Source organism: Streptomyces sp. NPDC039736, assembly GCF_055596485.1.
Window position 1 is genome coordinate 309,336 of sequence record NZ_JBVIUQ010000007.1, and the last position, 17,726, is coordinate 327,061.

A 17,726-nucleotide genomic window follows, 5' to 3' on the forward strand; every position below is an offset into this window, starting at 1 on the left:
GACGGGAGGTCGGCACGGTCACCGTCGCCGCAGCCGACGTGGCTCCTCCTACCGGGCAAGAGCGTGCCGGGCCAGTTCCGGAGGCCGCTCCAGCTCCAGCGTGGCCCGCGCGCCCCCGTCGTCCGCGTTGGCGAAGTCCAGCCGCGCACCGAGCACTGCGGCCTGCCCGAGCGCGATGGTCAGCCCGAGCCCGTGCCCACGGCCGGTGGCCCCTGTCCGGAACCGCTGCGGTCCGGCGGCCAGCAGCCCGGAGGGAAAGCCGGGTCCGTGGTCGCGCACGACGATCCGTGCGCCTGTCACCGTGACCGTCACGGGCGCCGCTCCGTGCCGGTGCGCGTTGGAAACGAGGTTGCTGACGATGCGCTCCAGACGGCGCGGATCGGTACGCACCACGTTCGCACCGTCGACCAGCACCTGCGTACCGTCGGCCCGGCTTCCGCGCCGGATCACATCGGTGACCAGCTCGCCCAAGGGCACTTCGTCGAGCCGCGCCTGCTCCGCTCCGGCGTCCAGGCGCGAGATCTCCAACAGGTCCTCGACCAGCCGGCGCAGGGTCTCCACCCGCTCCCGCACCAGGTCCGCCGCCTCGTCGTCGGCGGCGAGGAGACCGGCCGAGGTGAGCAGTCCCATCAGGGGAGTACGCAGTTCGTGCGCCACATCCGCGGTGAACCGCTTCTCGGCGTCCAGCCGCAGCTGAAGTGCGCCGGCCATCGCGTCCATCGCGGCGGACATCTCGGTGATCTCGTCACGGGCCCGGCCCCGGCGTCCGATCCGGGCATCGAGATCACCGTCGGCGATCCTGCGCGCGGTGCGCGCCCCGTGACGCAGCCGCCGGTTCATCGGCTCGGTGGCCAGCGCGGCGAGCGGGACGACCACGAGGAGCGCGGCCAGCACCGCCTTGACGATGCTGCGGTCCAGGAGCTGCAGGCTGCGTACCTCGGCGCTCATGTCCGTGCGTACGGTGAGCACCCGGCCCCCCTCGACGGGCGCGGCGGCCCACAGCCAGTACCAGTTGGGCTCTTTCACGTCGTACCAGATGGCGAAGGCATCGGTCTGCTGCTGCTCCGCCAGCTTGCGCGCCAGCGGCTCGGGCAGCTCGTCCGGCGCCATGAGCGAGGCGGCCTCGGGCCTCTTGCCGGTGCGGTCGAACTCCTGCTGCGCGAGCCACAGTTGCGTGGAGACCCGCTCGTCGCCCGCTCGCCGTCCGTGTTCCGCCGTCGCCCGGTGGACGAGCAGTCCGATCACGGCGGCGACCGCGCAGCAGGCGGCCGCGGTCAGCGCCGCGACCTTCCAGCGCAACGCGCGGAGGTTGAGGAACCCCATGGCCGCCGCCCTCAGGCCCGCAGGAGCTTGTAGCCGAAGCCCCGTACGGTCTCGATGCGGTCGGCGCCGATCTTCTTCCGCAACCGCACCACGCACACGTCGACGACGCGGGTGTCGCCCTCCCAGCCGTAGTCCCAGACGTCGTGCAGCAGTCTCCGCCGGTCCAGCACCCTGCCCGGGTTCTCCGCGAACGCCAGCAGGAGCCGCAGCTCGGTGGGGGAGAGCAGGACAGGTCTGCCGTCCCGGTACACCTCCAGTCCGAGGAGATCGATGGTCAGGTCGCCGAAGACGAGCGGGCGGCCCGGCACCGCGGCGGCGCCGTCGGCCCCCGCCGCCTGAGCCGGGTCCGGCGCCGGCCGGAAGGTGGCCCGCCGCAGCAGCGTTCGGATCCGGGCGACCAGGATTCCGATGTCGACGGGCTTGACGACGTAGTCGTCCGCCCCGGCCTCCAGCCCGGACACGACATCGAGGGCGTCGCCGCGCGCCGACATCATCAGCACCGGTACGAGGCTCTCCTCACGGATGCGACGGCACAGCCCGATGCCGTCCAGGCCCGGCAGCATCACGTCGAGGATCAGCAGATCGTGCCGGCCGGCCCGGAACGCCTCCAGCCCGTCGAGACCGTCACCCGCGACGGTGACCTCGTACCCGTAACGCTCCAGAGCCAGCTGGACGGCGCGACGGATCACGGCGTCGTCCTCGACGACCAGGACCCTCACCGGTGCCGGGACCTGGAGGTGCGATGCAGACAAGAAGTCACCCTTTCGAAATGTAAATGCTCATTATTGGCCGAATCGTAACCGTCGGCTGGAGGCAGGGCCGCAGGTCACAGGCGCAGCGAGGCCGCGACCGGCAGGTGATCACTGCCGGTGCCGGGCAGGGTCCATGCCGCGACCGGCGTCACGCCCTTCACCAGAATGTGATCGATCCGCACCACCGGGAACGACGCGGGCCAGGTGAACCCGAATCCGTCCCCCGCCTCCTCCTGCGCCGACCGCAGGAACCCCGTCAGCGTGCTGAGCGCCGAGTCGTCGGCCGACCCGTTGAAGTCACCGGCCACGACCACCCGGGGCAGCCGCTCCGCCCGTACCGCCTCTGCCAGTTTCACGGCCGCGCTGTTGCGTTGCGCCGTCGCGAAGCCCGTGGTCGGCAGCACCCGCACCGAGGCGAGATGCGCGGCGTACAGCGCCACGGGCCCCCGCGGGGTTTCGACGGTGACACGCACGGCACGCGTCCACGGCATGATCTCCACCGTGTCCACGGTCGAAAGCGGAAGCCTGCTCCAGATCCCGATGCCGCCGCGCACGGCGGAGTGAGGGTAGGCGGAGGCCAGCTCGCGCTCGTACGCCGACGTGCTCTCCCGTGACAACTCCTCCAGCGCCAGCACGTCGGCGCCCGACCCCGCCAACGCCCGTGCCGTCCGCCCCGGATCCGAGTTCTCCTCCCGGACATTGTGGCTGACCACGGTCACATCCCCGCCCTCGGAACGCTTGTCGCCCAGCACTCCCGCGAACAGCGAACACCACAGGACGGCGGGGAGGAGAACGGCCGCGGCGGCGAGCGCGGACCGCCGCACGCACGCGAGCACCGCCAGCGCCACCACGCCCAGGCCGGACCAGGGCAGCAACGTCTGCAGGAGACTGCCGAGGTTCCCGAATCCGTTCGGCACCAGGGAGTGCGACGCCATGAGCAGGGCGCAGAGCACAGCGCCCACAGCGACCACCCGCCCCCGCCGCCACATGCCGTCAGTCGTACGAGAAGGCCCGGAAGGCGGTACGTCCGACTCCACGGACGTACGTTCGCCAAGCGCGGCACTCACGCCTGCCGCCCGAGGACGGCGGGCAGCTTCTCCCGCAGAGCGTCGAGAAGCCGGCCACTGCTCTCCAGCGCGGCACGACGCCCCTCGGCGGGCGAGGTTCCGGCACGCTGGCCCAGCACCACCCCGTAGACCAGACGGCGCTTCCCGCCCTCCGGAACTTCGGCAGCCCACACCAGGTTGCCGCCCGCAGGAGTGCTGGAACCGGTCTTCAGACCGACCACACCGGGCCGGGCGAGCAGCTCGTTGGTGTTCCGCACCGGCTCGGCCCGCCCCGGAACCGCCGTGCTGCGCAGTGCCACCGTCGCCCGCAGCGCCGGGTCCTTCATGGCCTCACGGGCCAGCTTCAACTGATCGGCCGCGGTCGACCGGGTGGTGGCCTCGATGCCGCTCGCCCCGGTGTACGTCGTGTCGGTCATTCCCAGCCGGGCCGCCGCCGCGTTCATCTTCGCCACGAACTTCGTCTCGCTGCCCGCGTCCCAACGGGCCAGCAGACGGGCCACGTTGTTGGCCGAGGGCAGCAGCATCAGCTCCAGAAGCTTGCGCTGGGAGAGCCGTTGCCCCTCGACGACCGGTGCCGTGGACTCGCTCGGCGAGTACGCCTCGGCTGAGGCCTGCCCGTCGACCTCGACCGGAGGCCCGTCCTGCCCGTCCCCGAGCGGGTGGTCCTTCAGGATCACGTAGGCGGTCATCACCTTGGTGAGGCTCGCGATCGGTACCGCACGCCGCGAGCCGACGGCACCCAGATCACCCACCCGCTCGACCGCGAGGGCTGCCTGCCCTTCGTCGGGCCACGGCAGATCGAGCCCGGCGACCACCGCGGACAGCCGCCCTCCGCCGCTCCCTTCCGGCAGAGCCATCCAGCCGCCGGCCCCGCCGGCCAGCAGCGCAGCCACCAGGCCCCAGACCACACCCGGACGCTCGCGCGGGAGTCTCGCGTACGCGGTACGGACAGAACGCTTCACACGTGTGGGCACAGCAGCGGCCTCCCAGAGCCAGCACATGTACACCGGCCATCGGGTACCTGCCCAGGCTGGGGGCGCACCGCTTCCAGCCGGTCAGGGCTGAGCTTCCGGCGCCGCGCGGCTGTGTTGCAGCTGTGTATCAGCAGGTCCTCGTCCGCTGCCGGGCGGTCCCAGGCCCTGAGGCGGAGGCCCGAAGGCCGACAGGCAACGACAAGGGTCCGGCGATCGAGCGCGTGAACTGCCCGCATTGCGCAGCGTCCATGGATCTCGTCCCAGGCGGGCCACGGGTTCGACCCCCGGCTCCGCCGGAAGGCACCGGGCGTGGCGCTCCCCGCCGAGGACGTGCGCCGGACTGGAAGGCAAGCCCGTCTCCGGAACGCTGATCGCCGCGGACGAGGGACGGCGGGTGAGCGCGACCCCGGCCGGCGGGTCGGAGCAGATGCCGGCGGTCCGCGCGAGGGCGCTGGCCGCGACGGGGCCGCGGGCCGGCCCCGTCGCGGCCGGCCCGCGACAGTGGGAAACGTTTCCTGTCAGCGGGCATCGCAACTGGTCAGAAGGGTTGCCCTCGGGCGGGCACGGAAGGGATACACCGGACTGGAGTGCCGGTGCCCGGGACCGGACAAGGTGTGGAGTGCGAACCGGAACAACGGGTTCGACCGGGTTCGACGGGTTTTCGTCAGATACGACTTTCGGTGCGTATCGCCCCGTCCGGAAACGGGATCATGATCGGAGACCACACCATGTTCCGAAAGACCAAGTCCGTAGCGCTCCTCGTGTCCGCCGCGGCGGCCGCCCTCACTCTCGCCGCGTCGCCCGCGCCGGCACTCGCCCAACTGCCGGCGGCCCCGAGCGCGAAGGGCGCTCTGGCCTGGGACTGCGACCCCTGGGCCTTCTGCATCTACGAGCACGGCAACGGCACCGGGGCTCATCTCAAGCTCAAGAGCGGGGTCTACAACCTCGGAGGCATCAGTGGCGGAATCCTCAACGACAACGTGTATTCCGTCAAGAACATCAGCGGCGGCAACTGGTGCCTCTACAGCGAGGCAGGCTACGTCAACAAGCTGACGACGATCCCGGACGGAAAGATCGGCCCCCTCCCGGAACACATCGCCAACAAGGTCAGTTCCGTACGGAGCTGCTGAGCTCCACGGTCCGCAGGACCTGCCGGGGGCGGCCGAGCAGCCGCCCCCGGACAAGGCGTGCGGTGAGCCGGCTCGACCCCGCGGCCTGATCGTCACCTGCGAACCCCGTCGCGCCGCCAGGGACGATCAGGCCGACTGAGCCACCCCCGGACGACTGGCACGGGGGCTCCGCTCCACCTGTATCGGCCTATATCGGTGCGGTTCGCACCAGGTCGGCCAGGAGGTCCGCGAAGAGGTGCGGACGGCTGAAGTATCCGACGTGGGACGTGGCCAGAGTGCGGACGTCGAACGGGTTCCCCGGGGTCAGTTCGTCTGCCTTGCGGATCATGTGGTCCTGGACGGCCGGGGGGATGCTCAGGTCTTCGCTGAGGCGTACGAAGGTGTGCGGGACCGCACCCCACCGCGAGGCCCGGGCCACCGCGCCCTCCTCCAGCACCCCGTGGTTCTCGTCCGGGTCCATGGAGTCGAGCAGCATACGGAACTGGTGGTCGGTGGAGTCGGCCATGACGGCGGTCTTGAGCTGCGCGAACAGTGCGGGGTCGGCGTGGGCGGCACGCCAGTTGAGGCGTACTGCTCCCTGGTTCGCGGCGTCCGGCACGCTGATGCGTGCCGCTGCGGCGTCCAGCAGGTTGTCGTCGAGTACGTCCCACTCCTCGGTGATCATCGCCGGATCGCTGAGGCAGACCGCGGAGAGGTGGACGACGCGGTCGAGGAGTTCGGGCACGGCGTTCGCGACGGCGGTGACGGTCAGGCCGCCGAAGCTGTTGCCCGCCAGGACCAGGGGCCCCGAGGGGGCGAGCCGGCGCAGCACGTCCACCACGTGACGGACGTTGTCCCGCAAGGTGATGCCCCGCATCGCGGAGGGGGCGGCGGCCAGTGCCGCCATGTCCTGCGGCTGCCGGTAGTAGGCGGCCGGCTGGTCGGCACGGTCGCCGTGACCGGGCAGGTCGACGGCGTACGAACGGTGCCCGCGCAGGGCCAGCTCGTTCTGCAACGGGCCCCAGGCACGGGCGTTGCTGGACCCGCCGGGAACGAACACGAAGGTCGGGTGTGCGGTGATGCGCATGAAGGAGTCCTCGTCATCCTGAGGTGAACGGTGAAGAGCGCACGGATGACCAGGTGTCGACGGAACGCGCTGGTCAGCACCGAGTCGGGGACACCGAACGGATGCGCGGAGAATGCCAGTTGCCGAGGACCACGTGCATGATCGAGACCATAGGTCCCGCCCGACGCCGACCGTCACCGGATTGCGACGACATCCGCCGTCTTCAGCTCCCGACCGCCCAGCCGGGCAAGCTGGTCGTGGGCGTCGGCTGCGCGCAGGAACGCGAGATGCGGCGTTCACGTACGGAGACGCGCGTCGCCCGCCTGGTTCGTCCCCGCAGCATCACACCTGTCGCAGCGGGGAACGGCCGCAGGCCGCGGGCCTGCGGCAACCGGCTCGGTCGAAGTGCTGTGGCCGGAGCCGGAAAGTTCCGCCGGGTGAACGGTCATGGGGCCGCCGCTGAGGAAGAGGGGCAGAAGACGCTCTCGACGGCCCTGCCCGCGTCGATCTTCACGTCGCCCGGCTTGACGCTCAGGGTGAACGACATCGCGAACTGTCGACGGCCGTCCGCCGAGTAGAAGGTCATGGCCAGGGAGCCGGGCCCAAGCCCTCCCGCGATGGAGAAGTCTTCCCCGCACCGGTGGAGGCCCGCACCCCGGGGGTGTGCGGCGCCGGGCAGCGGGTCCGTCAGGACGCGCCGGAGTTCCGGCGGCAGCAGCCTGCCCTGTGCGAACGCCCGGTGGAAGACGCTCACGTCGTGTGCGGTGGAGACCACGCCCCCGGCCCCCGCCCCGGCGAGCCCGGCGTTGTACCGGTCCACGTCGCGCGGCCTGCCGTCGGAGTCGGGGTAGTAGCCGTGGCCGTGCGGTCCTTTGACGCCGTCCGGCGGTTTGACCATGAGGTGGGTCCTGGTCATCCCGAGCGGGCCGAACAGACGGGTGTGCAGCTCGGTGGCCAGGTGGCGACCGGTCAACTTCTCGACGACCAGACCGAGCAGGGTGTAATTGGTGTTGGAGTAGGACCACTTCTCGCCCGGCTCCCCGGTCCGGGGCCGACCACGGCTCCACCTCACCAGATCCAGTGGCCGGTAGGGCGTCGAGAAGTCGAACACGTCGAACGACGGCTCCCCCTCGCTGCCGTCCGGGTTCGGCCGGCCGGCGTACCAGTCGGGGATCCCGGAGGTGTGCCGGAGCAACTGCCGCACCGTGATCTCGTCGGCCCGTGCCACCAGATCCTGCTCCACCACCGCCGGCAACAGGCCGCCGAGCTTGTCGTCCACGCCCAACCGGCCCTCCTGCACCAGTTGCAGGACCACGGTGGCCACCATGTGCTTGGTCTGGGACCAGATTCGGTAGCGGGCGTTCGTGGGTATCCTCCCGCCGTGCCCGTCCAGCAACCGGGAGCCCGCGCTGCCCTGCCCGACGGGCCTCCCGTCGACGAAGGCCCCGCCGACGGCCCCCACCACCCCGGGAACCCCGGCCAGCTCCTCCATCGCCTGCTGCACGCTGCCAACAGGCGCCGGAGCGGCCGTGGCAAGCGGAGTGAGGCACAGCAGCAACATGGCCGCACCGGCGGCCGGACCGGCTTTCCGCAACGACGGACGGACGTTTTCGTAGGGCACGACGCTCTCCTTCGCGTGATCGACTCCCGGAGCCGAGAAGCCGGGCCGGGCACCGACGGTCCTCGGCACAACGGTCCTCGGCACGGGCAGTCGTCCGTACGGACCGCTCTGGTCCGCGCGTCCATGGAAGGCGGGAGCATGTTGCGGCGGCGTATGCGTTTCTCCGCGCAGGGGAAGCCCGTCGGCGGCGGCGCCGCGCGCCCCCTGCCCCGCACCCGTACGGCGACGCGCAGCCCCTCCGGTGCCTCGGGGGCCTAGGTGTACGGCCTGCCCACCGCTCCTGACCCGTCCCGGCGGACATCCCGCCCCCAGCACACGGCCAAGCGCGGGAAGCAGCACCTACGTCTCCGCCATCCCCTCCGTCAAGGACACCCGTGCCGCGCGCCGGCCCGGTGACAGTGCGGCCAGCGGTGCGGCGAGCAGCGCGGCGGCCAGCAGGATGCCCAGGCGCTCCCACGGCAGGGTGAACACCACCGGGTCGGCGCCGGTGGACGCGACCTCGGCCAGCAGCCGGGCCGCGCCGACGCCGACGGCCAGCCCGCACAGCGAGCCCAGCAGTGCGACGCACACCGCCTCCGCGGTGAGAGCGGCACGCAGGCCGCCCCTGGTGAGGCCCAGCGCGCGCAGCAGCGCCGACTCGCGGGTGCGTTCCAGGACGGACAGGGCGAGGGTGTTGGCGATCCCGGCGAAGGCGATGAGCACCGACAGCGCGGTCAGGGCCCACAGCAGGTCCAGGGTGGCGCGCAGCGGCTCCGTCAGCCGCTCCTCGATCTCGGCGGAACTGTCGAGCCTGGCGAGCGGAGCCGCGGCCAGCGCCCGTGCCAGGCGCGGCCGGACCTCGTCCGGGTCCGCCTGCGCGGTGAGACCGACGAGGACGCTCGGGTCGTGCGGGGCGCTGCCCCCGACGCTCAGCGCCGCCACGTGACTCAGGTCGACCAGGGCGAGCTGGAGGTCGGCGCCCGGGGCGGCCACCGCCTCGTACACGGCGACCACGCGCAGCGTCACCGGGGAGCGCGGCGGTCCGGCCCGTACGGTGTCGCCGGGCTTCAGCCCGGTCCCCTCGGCGAGTTCGCGGCTCACGGCGAGCTCGCCGGGGCCGAGCCGGTCCAGCCGCCCGGAGAGGACGGACGGACGCAGCAGGGTGCCGAGCGCGTCGCCGCGCACCGCCGCCATCCCGTACGTCCCGTACTTCCCCAGATCGCCGGAGAACGACTGCCGGGGCGCGGCGGACGCGACACCGGGCAGCGCGGCGAGCGCCGCGGGCAGGCCGGCCGGCAGCGGGCGGTGGGGAACCACGGAGGTGACGGTGAAGTCGGCGGTCACCTGTTCCGCCAGGCCGCGGGTGCGGCCCGCCTCCAGGCCCGCCGTCACGGTCGTGACGAGGGAGACCACGGCGAGGCCGATGGTGAGGGCGGCGGCACTGGCCGCGGTGCGCCGGGGGTGCTGGGCGGCGTTCAGCGCGGCCAGTCTCGCCGGCTGCCCCAGCAGCGGGGCGCCCGCCTCACCCAGGACGCGTACGAACGGACCGGCCAGCAGGGGGCCCGCGGCGAGCACCGCCCCGAGCAGGGCCGCCATCGCCACGACGCAGAGCACGGCGGCACCCTGCGGCCCGGTGCCTTCGGAGCCGGCCCGCACCGCCTGGACGGCGGCCGCCGCCGCGACCACCGACAGGAGCAGGGCGGTCGCCCTGCGGACCCGCCCGGCGCCCGTGGCCGGGCCCTCCCGGGGCGGCCGCAGAGCCTCGATCGGCGTGATCCTGGTCGCCGCCCACGCGGGCGGCACGGCCGCCGCGACGGTCATCAGGACACCGAGGCCCACGGCCGTCAGGGCCGTCCGCGCGGTGAGCGGGGTGTAAACGGCGGCCCCGCCGTCCTGGAGGAGGGCCTGCAGCGCCCCGGCCACGCCGAGCCCGGCGAACAGCCCGGCCACCGAGGCCACCGTGCCCACCGCCGCGGCCTCGCCGAGCACCCCGGCGAACACCTGACGCCTGCCCGCCCCCACACAGCGCAGCAGCGCCGATTCACGGGAGCGCTGGGCGACGAGGATGCTGAACGAGTTGGTGATCACCATGGCCGCCACCACCATCGCGAGCACCGCGAACGCCGTGAGGAACCCCGCGGTGCGGGCGCCGTCCGGGGCCGTCGAGGACAGCAACTGGGAGGCGGCCTCGCGCCCGGTCACCACCGAGACGCCCTTCGCGCCCACCGCCCGCCGCAGTGTGCCGGCCAGTCGCTGCTGACCGGTGCCCGCGGCCGCCCGCACGACGATCTCCCCGTAGCCCCGTCCGGGTCCGAGCCGCCGCAGGTCCTGGGGCGTCAGCACCAGGGTCTCCGAACCGATGCCGGAGTCCGTGGGCCGGCCGAACGTCCCGACCACGGTGAAGGAACGCGGCTTCCCGTCCTGCCCGAAGAGAGTCACCGGGCGGCCCGTCGGGTGCGCGCGGGAGTGCTCCCTCACCACCTCGCCCGGCGCGCCGGGCCAGCGCCCCGACAGGAGGGCGAACGGCCGCAGCCCCGGGTCGCCGGGCAGGCCGACCGCCGCGGCGTCCTCCGGAAGACCGTCGGCTCCGCGCAGCGGCACGCTCACCGCTCCACGGCCCTCGGCCGCGGCGACGCCCGGCACCCGCCGGACGCGGGCGAGCAGCGCGTCGTCGAGCGCGGCGACGCCACCCGTCGCGCGGACCGACGCGTCGACCCCCCGGGTTTCGACGGAGACCGCCGCACGGAGCCGGGCGCCCGCGGCGTCGGAGAGGACCAGTGAGGCGGCGACGAACGCCACCCCCAGGGCGACGGCGACCGCCGACAGCAGCAGCCGCAACGGCCGCGCCCGCAGCCCGGCCAGCAGGACGCGCAGCATCAGGCCCCCGCCCCGGCGAGCGCGGCCAGCACGCTCGGAACGGTGGGCTCCTCCAGCCGGCCGGCCACCCGGCCGTCGGCCAGCAGTACGCCCGCGTCCGCGTAGGACGCGGCGACGGGGTCGTGCGTCACCATCACCACCGTCTGCCCGAGGTCGCGGACCGAGTCGCGCAGGAAAGTCAGCACCTCGCCGCCGGAACGCGAGTCCAGACTGCCGGTGGGCTCGTCGGCGAACACCACCTGGGGCCTGCCCACCAGCGCCCGGGCGCACGCCACCCGCTGCTGCTGGCCCCCGGACAGCTCACCGGGCCGGTGCCGGAGCCTGCTCGCGAGCCCCAGCGCCCCGACCACCACGTCGAACCAGTCCCGGTCCGGGCGGCGGCCGGCCAGGTGCAGCCCGAGCAGGATGTTGTCCTCCGCCGACATGGTGGGCAGCAGGTTGAACGACTGGAACACGAACCCGACCCGCTCGCGCCGGAACCGGGTCAGCGCGGCGTCCGACAGGCCGGTGAGCTCGGTCGACCCGATCCGGACCCGGCCCGCGTCGAGCGTGTCCAGCCCGGCGAGAGCGTGCAGCAGCGTGGACTTGCCCGAACCCGAGGGGCCCATGATCACGGTGAAGCGGTCCGCCGGGAAGTCGAGGGACACCCCGTCCAGCGCCCGTACCGCGGTGTCCCCGCTCCCGTGGACCTTCACCGCGTCCCGCACGCCGACCGCGACAGCGCGGGGAGCCCCGCCGGCGGGTACGGCCGCGCTTCCGGCCGCGGCCCCCCGCACATCGCCGTACCGTGACCCGATGTCCTTGCCGTTGTCGCTCCGGGGGGTGCCCCCGGTGGTGCTGTCGTACATCCGCTCCCCTGAACCGTCCCTGTCGCGGGCCGTGCCGTCCACGACCGCACCGCGAGCATGGCGGCGGCTCCTGAGCGGCCCCTGAAGCGCCCTGAAGATTTCTTCAGGCGGCGCTCGCGCGGTCTGGGAAGATCGACCGCATGCGTGTGCTGGTGGTCGAGGACGAACTGAGGCTTGCCGAATCGCTCCAGTGGGGGCTGGAGGCGGACGGCTACGCGGTGGATCTCGCACACGACGGGCATGAGGGCCTCGCGCTCGCCCAGGCGCACCCGTACCAGGTGATCGTCCTGGACGTCATGCTGCCCGGACTCAACGGCTACCGCGTCTGCGCGGCCCTGCGCGCCCGCGGCGTGAGCACGCCGATCCTCATGCTGACGGCGAAGAACGGCGAGTACGACGAGGCCGAGGCACTCGACACGGGAGCCGACGACTTCCTCGGCAAACCGTTCTCGTACGTCGTCCTCATGGCCCGGCTGCGCGCCCTCGCCCGCCGCGGTGCGACCGGGGCCTCCGCGACGCTCAGCTCGGGCGACCTCGTCCTGGACCCCGCGCGCCGGAGCTGCGCCAGGGCGGGCCGTCGGATCGCGCTCACCACCAAGGAATTCGCGGTCCTGGAGTGCCTGCTGCGCCACGACGGACGGGTGGTGACCAAGGACGAGATCCTGCGGCAGGTCTGGGACCTGGCCTACCGGGGCAATCCCAACATCGTCGAGGTCTACGTGAGCGCGCTGCGGCGCAAGGTGGACACGCCGTTCGGCTGCCGCAGCATCGACACCGTGCGCGGGGTCGGCTACCGGCTGGTGGCCGACGTGAGCGGCGACGGCCGATGAGGACGGCGACGTGTGCGCGCCCCGCCGGAGCCGGGCGGCTCCCGTGACACCGCCAGGGCGGGGGAGACGACCGTGGCCCGTGCGACGGCTGTTCCCGGTGAGACGGCTGTGGCCGGTCTCGGTCCGGTGGCACACCGCGTTGACGGCCGCGCTGCTGTGCGCGTCCGTGTTCGCCGCCGGCTGGCTGGGCACCCGCGCGTTCCTCCGCGCACAGCTCACCGCGAACGCCCTCGACTCCACCCGTACCGAACTGGACCGGATGGCCGACGCCTACCGGGCGGCCGCGGCGGGAAGCGGCCGGGCCGCGCTGACGGCGACGCCGGCGAGCGGCGACGCCCTGTTCGAAGTAGTGGCGGACTCCGGCCGACCGGTGGTCAGCAGCGCCGAGCTGTGCCGCCTGGACCCCGCCTGGCGCCCGCTGCCCCCGGCGCCCGCCGGAGCCTCCGCCGACTGGACGACGCGCACGTCCGCCACGCTGCGGCCCGGCGCGCACCCCCAGTGGCGCGAGTACCGCTCGTACACCGTGCTGGGGCGGGTCGTCGACGGCGTACCGGCGGACCTGCTGCACCCGCTGGGCCGCACGGGCCGCACCCTGGGCGCGGAACTGGACGGCGCGGCGGCCGGGGCCGGGCCGGGCCGCCGGGCGGAGACGGAGAACGCACCGGGGGACGCGGCCGGGCCGCGCCGGCTCACGCTCTATCTGTACGTACCTCCGTGGGACACCCAGCGCACCCTGGACCGACTCGACGACACGCTGGCGTTCTTCGTCCCGCTGGCCGTGCTGCTCACCGCGGGAGCCGCCTGGTGCGCCGCGGGGCGGGCGTTGCGCCCCGTGGAGGCGATCCGCCGGGAACTGGCGCGGGTCAGCGGGCACCAGCTCGGCCGCCGCGTGCCGGTGCCGCCCTCCCGGGACGAAGTCGCCCGCCTGGCCCGCACCACCAACGACACCCTCGACCGCCTCCAACTCGCCCACCAGCAGCAGGAACGCTTCGTCGCCGACGCCAGCCACGAACTGCGCAGCCCTCTCGCCGCACTGCGCACCGGACTCGAAGTCGCCCTGGCCCACCCCGACCGGGCCGACTGGCCGGCGGCCGCACGGCGTGCCCTGGCCGACGTACAACGCCTCCAGTCGCTCACCGCCGACCTGCTGCACCTCGCCGTGGACCCGGACCGGGCCCCGCGGCCCCCGGGCGTCGTCGACCTCGCCGACGTGGTGCGCGAACAAGTCGCCGAGCGCGCACTCGACCCCGCGGGGCCCCGGGTGCGGGCGGAGGCGGACGACTGCGCCCCGGTGCCCGGCGACCCCACCCAACTGGAACGCCTGCTGCGCAACCTGCTGGACAACGCGGCACGGCACGCCCGCGCGGAGGTCACGGTCACCGTCCGGGAGTCCCGCCCGCCGGGCACGGTCGTCCTGGAAGTCCTGGACGACGGCCCCGGCATTCCGGCCGCCGACCGCGAGCGCGTCTTCGAACGGTTCACCCGCCTCGACAGCGCCCGGACCCGCGACGCCGGAGGCACGGGCCTGGGCCTCACCCTCGCCCGCGACATCGCCGCACGTCACGGCGGCACGCTCCGGGTGGGCGACAGCCCGGCAGGCGCGCGACTGGTCGCGCACCTGCCGTCCGGCGGCGCCCCCGGAGCAGCCGGCGCGGCGGACCCGGCGGACCCGGCGATCAGAGCGGAACGGCCGCGCCGACCCGGTGGAGGTGGATGAGCACGTCGTAGGCCCGCAGGACGGCGAGGCTGGGAAGCGGGTCGTTCTTGAAGGACGAACCGGCGTCGTAGACGGGACGCGGGGTGTCCAGCCAACTGCGCCCCGCCGCCGGGAGGGTGCGCAGGTCGACGTAGTAGTCCCGGTGGTGGACCCGGTCGAGGGTGTGCTCCTGCATGTCGGCGGTGGCCGCGGGGACGGTGACCTTGTTCCAGGGGCTGCCCAGCGTGGTGGCGGTGAGGAAGGACCCCTGCGCGAACGTGAAGCCGATGGCGGCGTAACCGTCGCCGAGGGCCTCGCGCAGGTAGACGCCCTGCGTGGTGGGGTACATCACCGGGTCGGTGGACAGATAGCCCACGTGCCCGTTGTGCGCCGACAGCAGCATCTTGTCGCCGGTGCGGCGGTGCCACCAGACGGTGTTCGCGGCCATGGCCTGGTCGCGGAAGTGCTCCGCCTCGGAGACCGACCGCGGGTCGGACAGGTCGAGGGAGGCGAAGACGAAGGTCTGGTGGATGTTACGGGCGTGCTGCTCGGCCCACTCGTGGGCCTCACCGCCGGCGCCACCACCGCCGTTCGCGCCCCGGCCCCCGCCCTTGGCCGCGACGACCAGGTCGAACGCCTGCCGGGCGGTGACGGCGTTGCGCTGCCGTTCCGCCAGCGGCCTGCGCAGATAGGCGAAGACGTCGTCCAAGGGACGTAGCTGCGCGTACAGCGCCTCGAGACGGGCGAGGTCCTGGGGGCGGTGCGCGCGTACGTAGGAGACGACCTTCTCGAAGACCGCGTCGCCGAGCTCGGGCGCCCCGACGTCGTTGCCCATGAAGTGGACGCGGCGGCGGGGGTGCCGGTCGTTGTGCCGACGCATCCAGGTGAGCAGGCTGACGAACTCCTCACGCTCCCACGGAGACCCGGCCAGGGCCTCCTTCGCCACGAGCCGGGCGTCGCCGGCCCCGCCCTGGAGGAACTCGTCGATCCGCAGCCCGGCCGTCCAGCTCATCTCCAGGGCGAAGGTCGTGAAGCCCTTCTCCTCGACGAGGTGGCGGAAGACCCGCTCCTTCATCGTGAAGAACTCGTGCGAACCATGAGTGGCCTCGCCGAGACCGACCACCTTCGCGTTGCCGATCATCGCGCCCAGTGCCCGCAGGTCGCCGGTGCGCCCCGCCGGATCTGTCGACCTCAGGGGGTGCGCGGCGCGTTCCAACGCCCGGATCGCGGCGGCCCGTCCGCTCTTCGCCGCCGGGGCGGCGGGGGAGAGCGGCGGCCGGCCAGTGGCGGGCGCCGCGAAGGCCGCCGGGGCCAGTACGGCGGTGGCGGCGAGCGCGGTCGTCGCGGCCAGCAGCCCCCGTCGGCCGATCGCCTGGCTGTGCACGGTCATCCTGATGTCTCCTCAGTTCGGTGGTCCGCCGGGGCGGTGCAACGATCTTGGCCCGGGCGGGGGGTGCGGCGCGGTGGGGCTAGCCACCGAACTGTCCGGGGGGAGAAGCCCCCACAGGAGCCGAGCGCCGATGCACCGCCGGCCCGGTCCCCCTTCTGGCACTGCCCTCTTTCCCGCCGCTCCTTGGCTCCTTCCGCGCGGGCGCGAATCCGCGGTGGCGGCGGAGTCCGGCCGCCGGGTGCGCACCTTCCCGTCCGCCCCGTCCGCGTACTGCTCGCCTGACGGGCGCGTCCTGGCCGCCGAGGGACCGCCCGGGCGTCCCCGGGCTGTCACGGCAGCCTTGCGACGCGGTTACGGGAGCGCCGGTGCACCGACCGTGGAGCTGTGCGGCGAGTGCCCGTCCGCGAGCCGGACGGCGACCGCTCGACCGCCAGCCGTACGACGACCGCTCGTCCGTGAGCTGTGCGGTGACCGCTCGTCCGTCGGAGGTCCGGGCTCCGCGCAAGGCCGAAGGCCCGCGCATCGCTGCTGAAGCGATGTGCGGGCCTTCGCCGACGTGCGGAGATCAGTCCGCGTTGACCGTGGTGTGGGAGAGGTCGAAGCTCTCGCCGCTGGTCTCCATCTCGCCGCCGGTCTCAGCGGTGAGGCCGTGGGGGCCACCGATGTTGTAGTGCTCGTAGCCGTCCTCGCGCTCCTGCTCGAAGCGGTTGCCAGAGGCGTGGGACTGGCTCACGGCCAGGTCGTCGCCGTCATCGGCGACCGCGGGCGTGACGGCCAGGAAGCCGGCAGCGGTGACGCCGGCGAGGACGAAGGCAATGCGACGCATGTATTCCTCCTGTGAAGTGGGGCAGAACGCCTCCATCCCATCGCACGGATGCCTTCCCGGTGTCGTATTAGTCCGATTATCGGCGTGGCTTACGGGGTGGAGGTGTTCGGGTTTGTTCCGATACGGCTGTTCGACTGCCGGGGCGGCCGGCCGTCATTGGCAGGTGTGAACCCTCGGCCTCCGGGACACATGGAGTTTCAGGAAGGGGTCTTTACGTACGAAACAGCGCGAAAAGGAACCATGGGAGGAAGGGAGTCGAAGCCCGACCACGGCGAGGAGTCCTGCCGGGGTGGCAGTCCACGTGGTGGAGGGCGAGGGCCTGCCACCGGCGGACGACCCTGCCTGGCCCACCCGGAAACGCTGACTGCCTCCCCGCTGCCCGGCACCCGCAGCACCGTGCGCGGCGCACGCCGCACCGGCGGGCCGGTGGAGGGCCTTGCGTCGTCTCCGCCGATACGGGGACACGCCGCCCGGAAGGGCGGCACCCGTACCCACCCCGCACAGCGAAGGAGAGCGCGTCATGACAGACACCTCCGAGTCCGGGCAGCGTGCCGTCGTACGCGCACTGCTCGACGGACACGGACGCACCTACGCCGCCGAAGCGGGCATCCGGTTGCGCGACACGCCGCAGCCGCTGTACCAACTCCTTGTCCTTTCGGTCCTGTTGAGTGCCCGCATCCGCAGTTCCGTGGCCGTCGACGCCGCCCGGGAGCTGTTCGGGGCGGGCCTGCGCACCCCGCGTCGGATGGCGGACGCCACCTGGCAGCAGCGGGTGGACGCGCTCGGCCGAGGCGGCTACCGCCGCTACGACGAGCGGACCTCGACCCAGCTCGGTGACGGTGCGCGGCTCGTCGTCCAGGAGTACCGGGGCGACCTGCGCCGACTGCGTGACCAGGCGCGGGGCGATGTCGCCGAAGTGCACCGGCGGCTTCGGAAGGTGCCGGGGATCGGTCCGGCGGGCAGCGACATCTTCGTACGCGAGGTTCAGGGGGTATGGCCCGAAACCGCTCCGTACTTCGGGGACAAGGCGCTCCAGGGGGCCGCGGATCTCGACCTGCCGGGCAGTCCGGACGAGCTGCTGCGGCTGGCGGGTGACGTGGATCCCAGCGTTCTTGCGGCAGCGCTCGTTCGGGCCGCTCTGGACCCGAAGGTGGTGCGGTCGACCATGGAGCAGGCCCGCGCCTGACGGAACGCGCGCAGGCACCCGTGCCCTACCGAGGAGGGACGCGTACCCCCCACCCGCGCCTGGAGGAGGCACATGCAGACAGACCCTGACCATCCATGCGGTGCGGGCCCGCGCCCGACCGCGCAGTGATCGCAGAACCCCCCACCCCCCCACCCCCCCCACACGTCCGGAGAGAAGCATGA

General features: G+C 73.2%; 14 protein-coding genes. 4 read left to right on the top strand and 10 right to left on the bottom strand.

The window, feature by feature from the left end; translation table 11 throughout:
- Positions 1 to 48: 48 nt before the first annotated feature.
- The 4 genes from ACZ56L_RS23410 to ACZ56L_RS23425 form a co-directional block, all read right to left on the bottom strand.
- Positions 49 to 1,323, bottom strand: coding sequence for a sensor histidine kinase (locus ACZ56L_RS23410; protein WP_471066029.1), 1,275 nt, complete (start codon positions 1,321 to 1,323; stop codon positions 49 to 51).
- 11 nt (positions 1,324 to 1,334) lie between these two features.
- Complete coding sequence (gene cseB, locus ACZ56L_RS23415; RefSeq protein ID WP_468690002.1) at positions 1,335 to 2,075, bottom strand: two-component system response regulator CseB; 741 nt, start codon at positions 2,073 to 2,075, stop codon at positions 1,335 to 1,337.
- A 74-nt stretch (positions 2,076 to 2,149) separates the two neighbouring features.
- Entirely contained in the window at positions 2,150 to 3,064 is a 915-nt protein-coding gene (locus ACZ56L_RS23420) for an endonuclease/exonuclease/phosphatase family protein (protein WP_380837496.1), read from the bottom strand.
- 74 nt (positions 3,065 to 3,138) lie between these two features.
- Positions 3,139 to 4,104 carry a D-alanyl-D-alanine carboxypeptidase family protein gene (locus ACZ56L_RS23425; protein WP_471066031.1) on the bottom strand — a complete coding sequence of 322 codons (966 nt, stop codon included), beginning with the start codon at positions 4,102 to 4,104 and terminating at the stop codon, positions 3,139 to 3,141.
- 740 nt (positions 4,105 to 4,844) lie between these two features.
- Here ACZ56L_RS23425 and ACZ56L_RS23430 point away from each other — a divergent pair.
- Positions 4,845 to 5,246 carry a peptidase inhibitor family I36 protein gene (locus ACZ56L_RS23430; protein WP_401760340.1) on the top strand — a complete coding sequence of 134 codons (402 nt, stop codon included), beginning with the start codon at positions 4,845 to 4,847 and terminating at the stop codon, positions 5,244 to 5,246.
- Between the two features lie 187 nt (positions 5,247 to 5,433).
- Here ACZ56L_RS23430 and ACZ56L_RS23435 read toward each other — a convergent pair whose 3' ends face one another.
- From ACZ56L_RS23435 to ACZ56L_RS23450, 4 genes are all read right to left on the bottom strand, one after another.
- Positions 5,434 to 6,312, bottom strand: coding sequence for an alpha/beta hydrolase (locus tag ACZ56L_RS23435; protein ID WP_471066034.1), 879 nt, complete (start codon positions 6,310 to 6,312; stop codon positions 5,434 to 5,436).
- A gap of 424 nt (positions 6,313 to 6,736) precedes the next feature.
- Positions 6,737 to 7,912 (bottom strand): serine hydrolase domain-containing protein, encoded by a 1,176-nt coding sequence (locus tag ACZ56L_RS23440; RefSeq protein WP_471066036.1) that lies wholly within the window; start codon positions 7,910 to 7,912, stop codon positions 6,737 to 6,739.
- Positions 7,913 to 8,251: 339 nt separating this feature from the next.
- Entirely contained in the window at positions 8,252 to 10,768 is a 2,517-nt protein-coding gene (locus ACZ56L_RS23445; protein WP_471066038.1) for an FtsX-like permease family protein, read from the bottom strand.
- Positions 10,768 to 11,616, bottom strand: a complete 849-nt coding sequence (locus ACZ56L_RS23450; RefSeq protein WP_471066040.1) for an ABC transporter ATP-binding protein — start codon at positions 11,614 to 11,616, stop codon at positions 10,768 to 10,770. Before ACZ56L_RS23450 ends, ACZ56L_RS23445 begins: the two co-directional genes overlap by 1 nt.
- Before the next feature lie 140 nt (positions 11,617 to 11,756).
- On the opposite strand from ACZ56L_RS23450, the gene ACZ56L_RS23455 reads away from it, so the two are divergent.
- A complete protein-coding gene (locus ACZ56L_RS23455) occupies positions 11,757 to 12,446 on the top strand; it encodes a response regulator transcription factor (RefSeq protein ID WP_471066041.1) in 690 nt (229 codons plus the stop codon).
- A gap of 79 nt (positions 12,447 to 12,525) precedes the next feature.
- On the top strand, positions 12,526 to 14,163 hold the full coding sequence (locus ACZ56L_RS23460; protein WP_471066043.1) for a sensor histidine kinase: 1,638 nt from the start codon (positions 12,526 to 12,528) through the stop codon (positions 14,161 to 14,163).
- Here the strand turns inward: ACZ56L_RS23460 and ACZ56L_RS23465 are convergent.
- Together ACZ56L_RS23465 and ACZ56L_RS23470 are read right to left on the bottom strand one after the other, a co-directional pair.
- Positions 14,123 to 15,532 (bottom strand): erythromycin esterase family protein, encoded by a 1,410-nt coding sequence (locus tag ACZ56L_RS23465; protein ID WP_471066045.1) that lies wholly within the window; start codon positions 15,530 to 15,532, stop codon positions 14,123 to 14,125. The two genes, ACZ56L_RS23460 and ACZ56L_RS23465, sit on opposite strands and share 41 nt — an antisense overlap.
- 565 nt (positions 15,533 to 16,097) lie before the next feature.
- Positions 16,098 to 16,358: a hypothetical protein gene (locus ACZ56L_RS23470; RefSeq protein ID WP_401760360.1), complete on the bottom strand. Its 261-nt coding sequence runs from the start codon at positions 16,356 to 16,358 to the stop codon at positions 16,098 to 16,100.
- A gap of 520 nt (positions 16,359 to 16,878) precedes the next feature.
- Here ACZ56L_RS23470 and ACZ56L_RS23475 point away from each other — a divergent pair.
- Positions 16,879 to 17,544 carry an endonuclease gene (locus ACZ56L_RS23475; RefSeq protein ID WP_471066048.1) on the top strand — a complete coding sequence of 222 codons (666 nt, stop codon included), beginning with the start codon at positions 16,879 to 16,881 and terminating at the stop codon, positions 17,542 to 17,544.
- Positions 17,545 to 17,726: the final 182 nt, after the last annotated feature.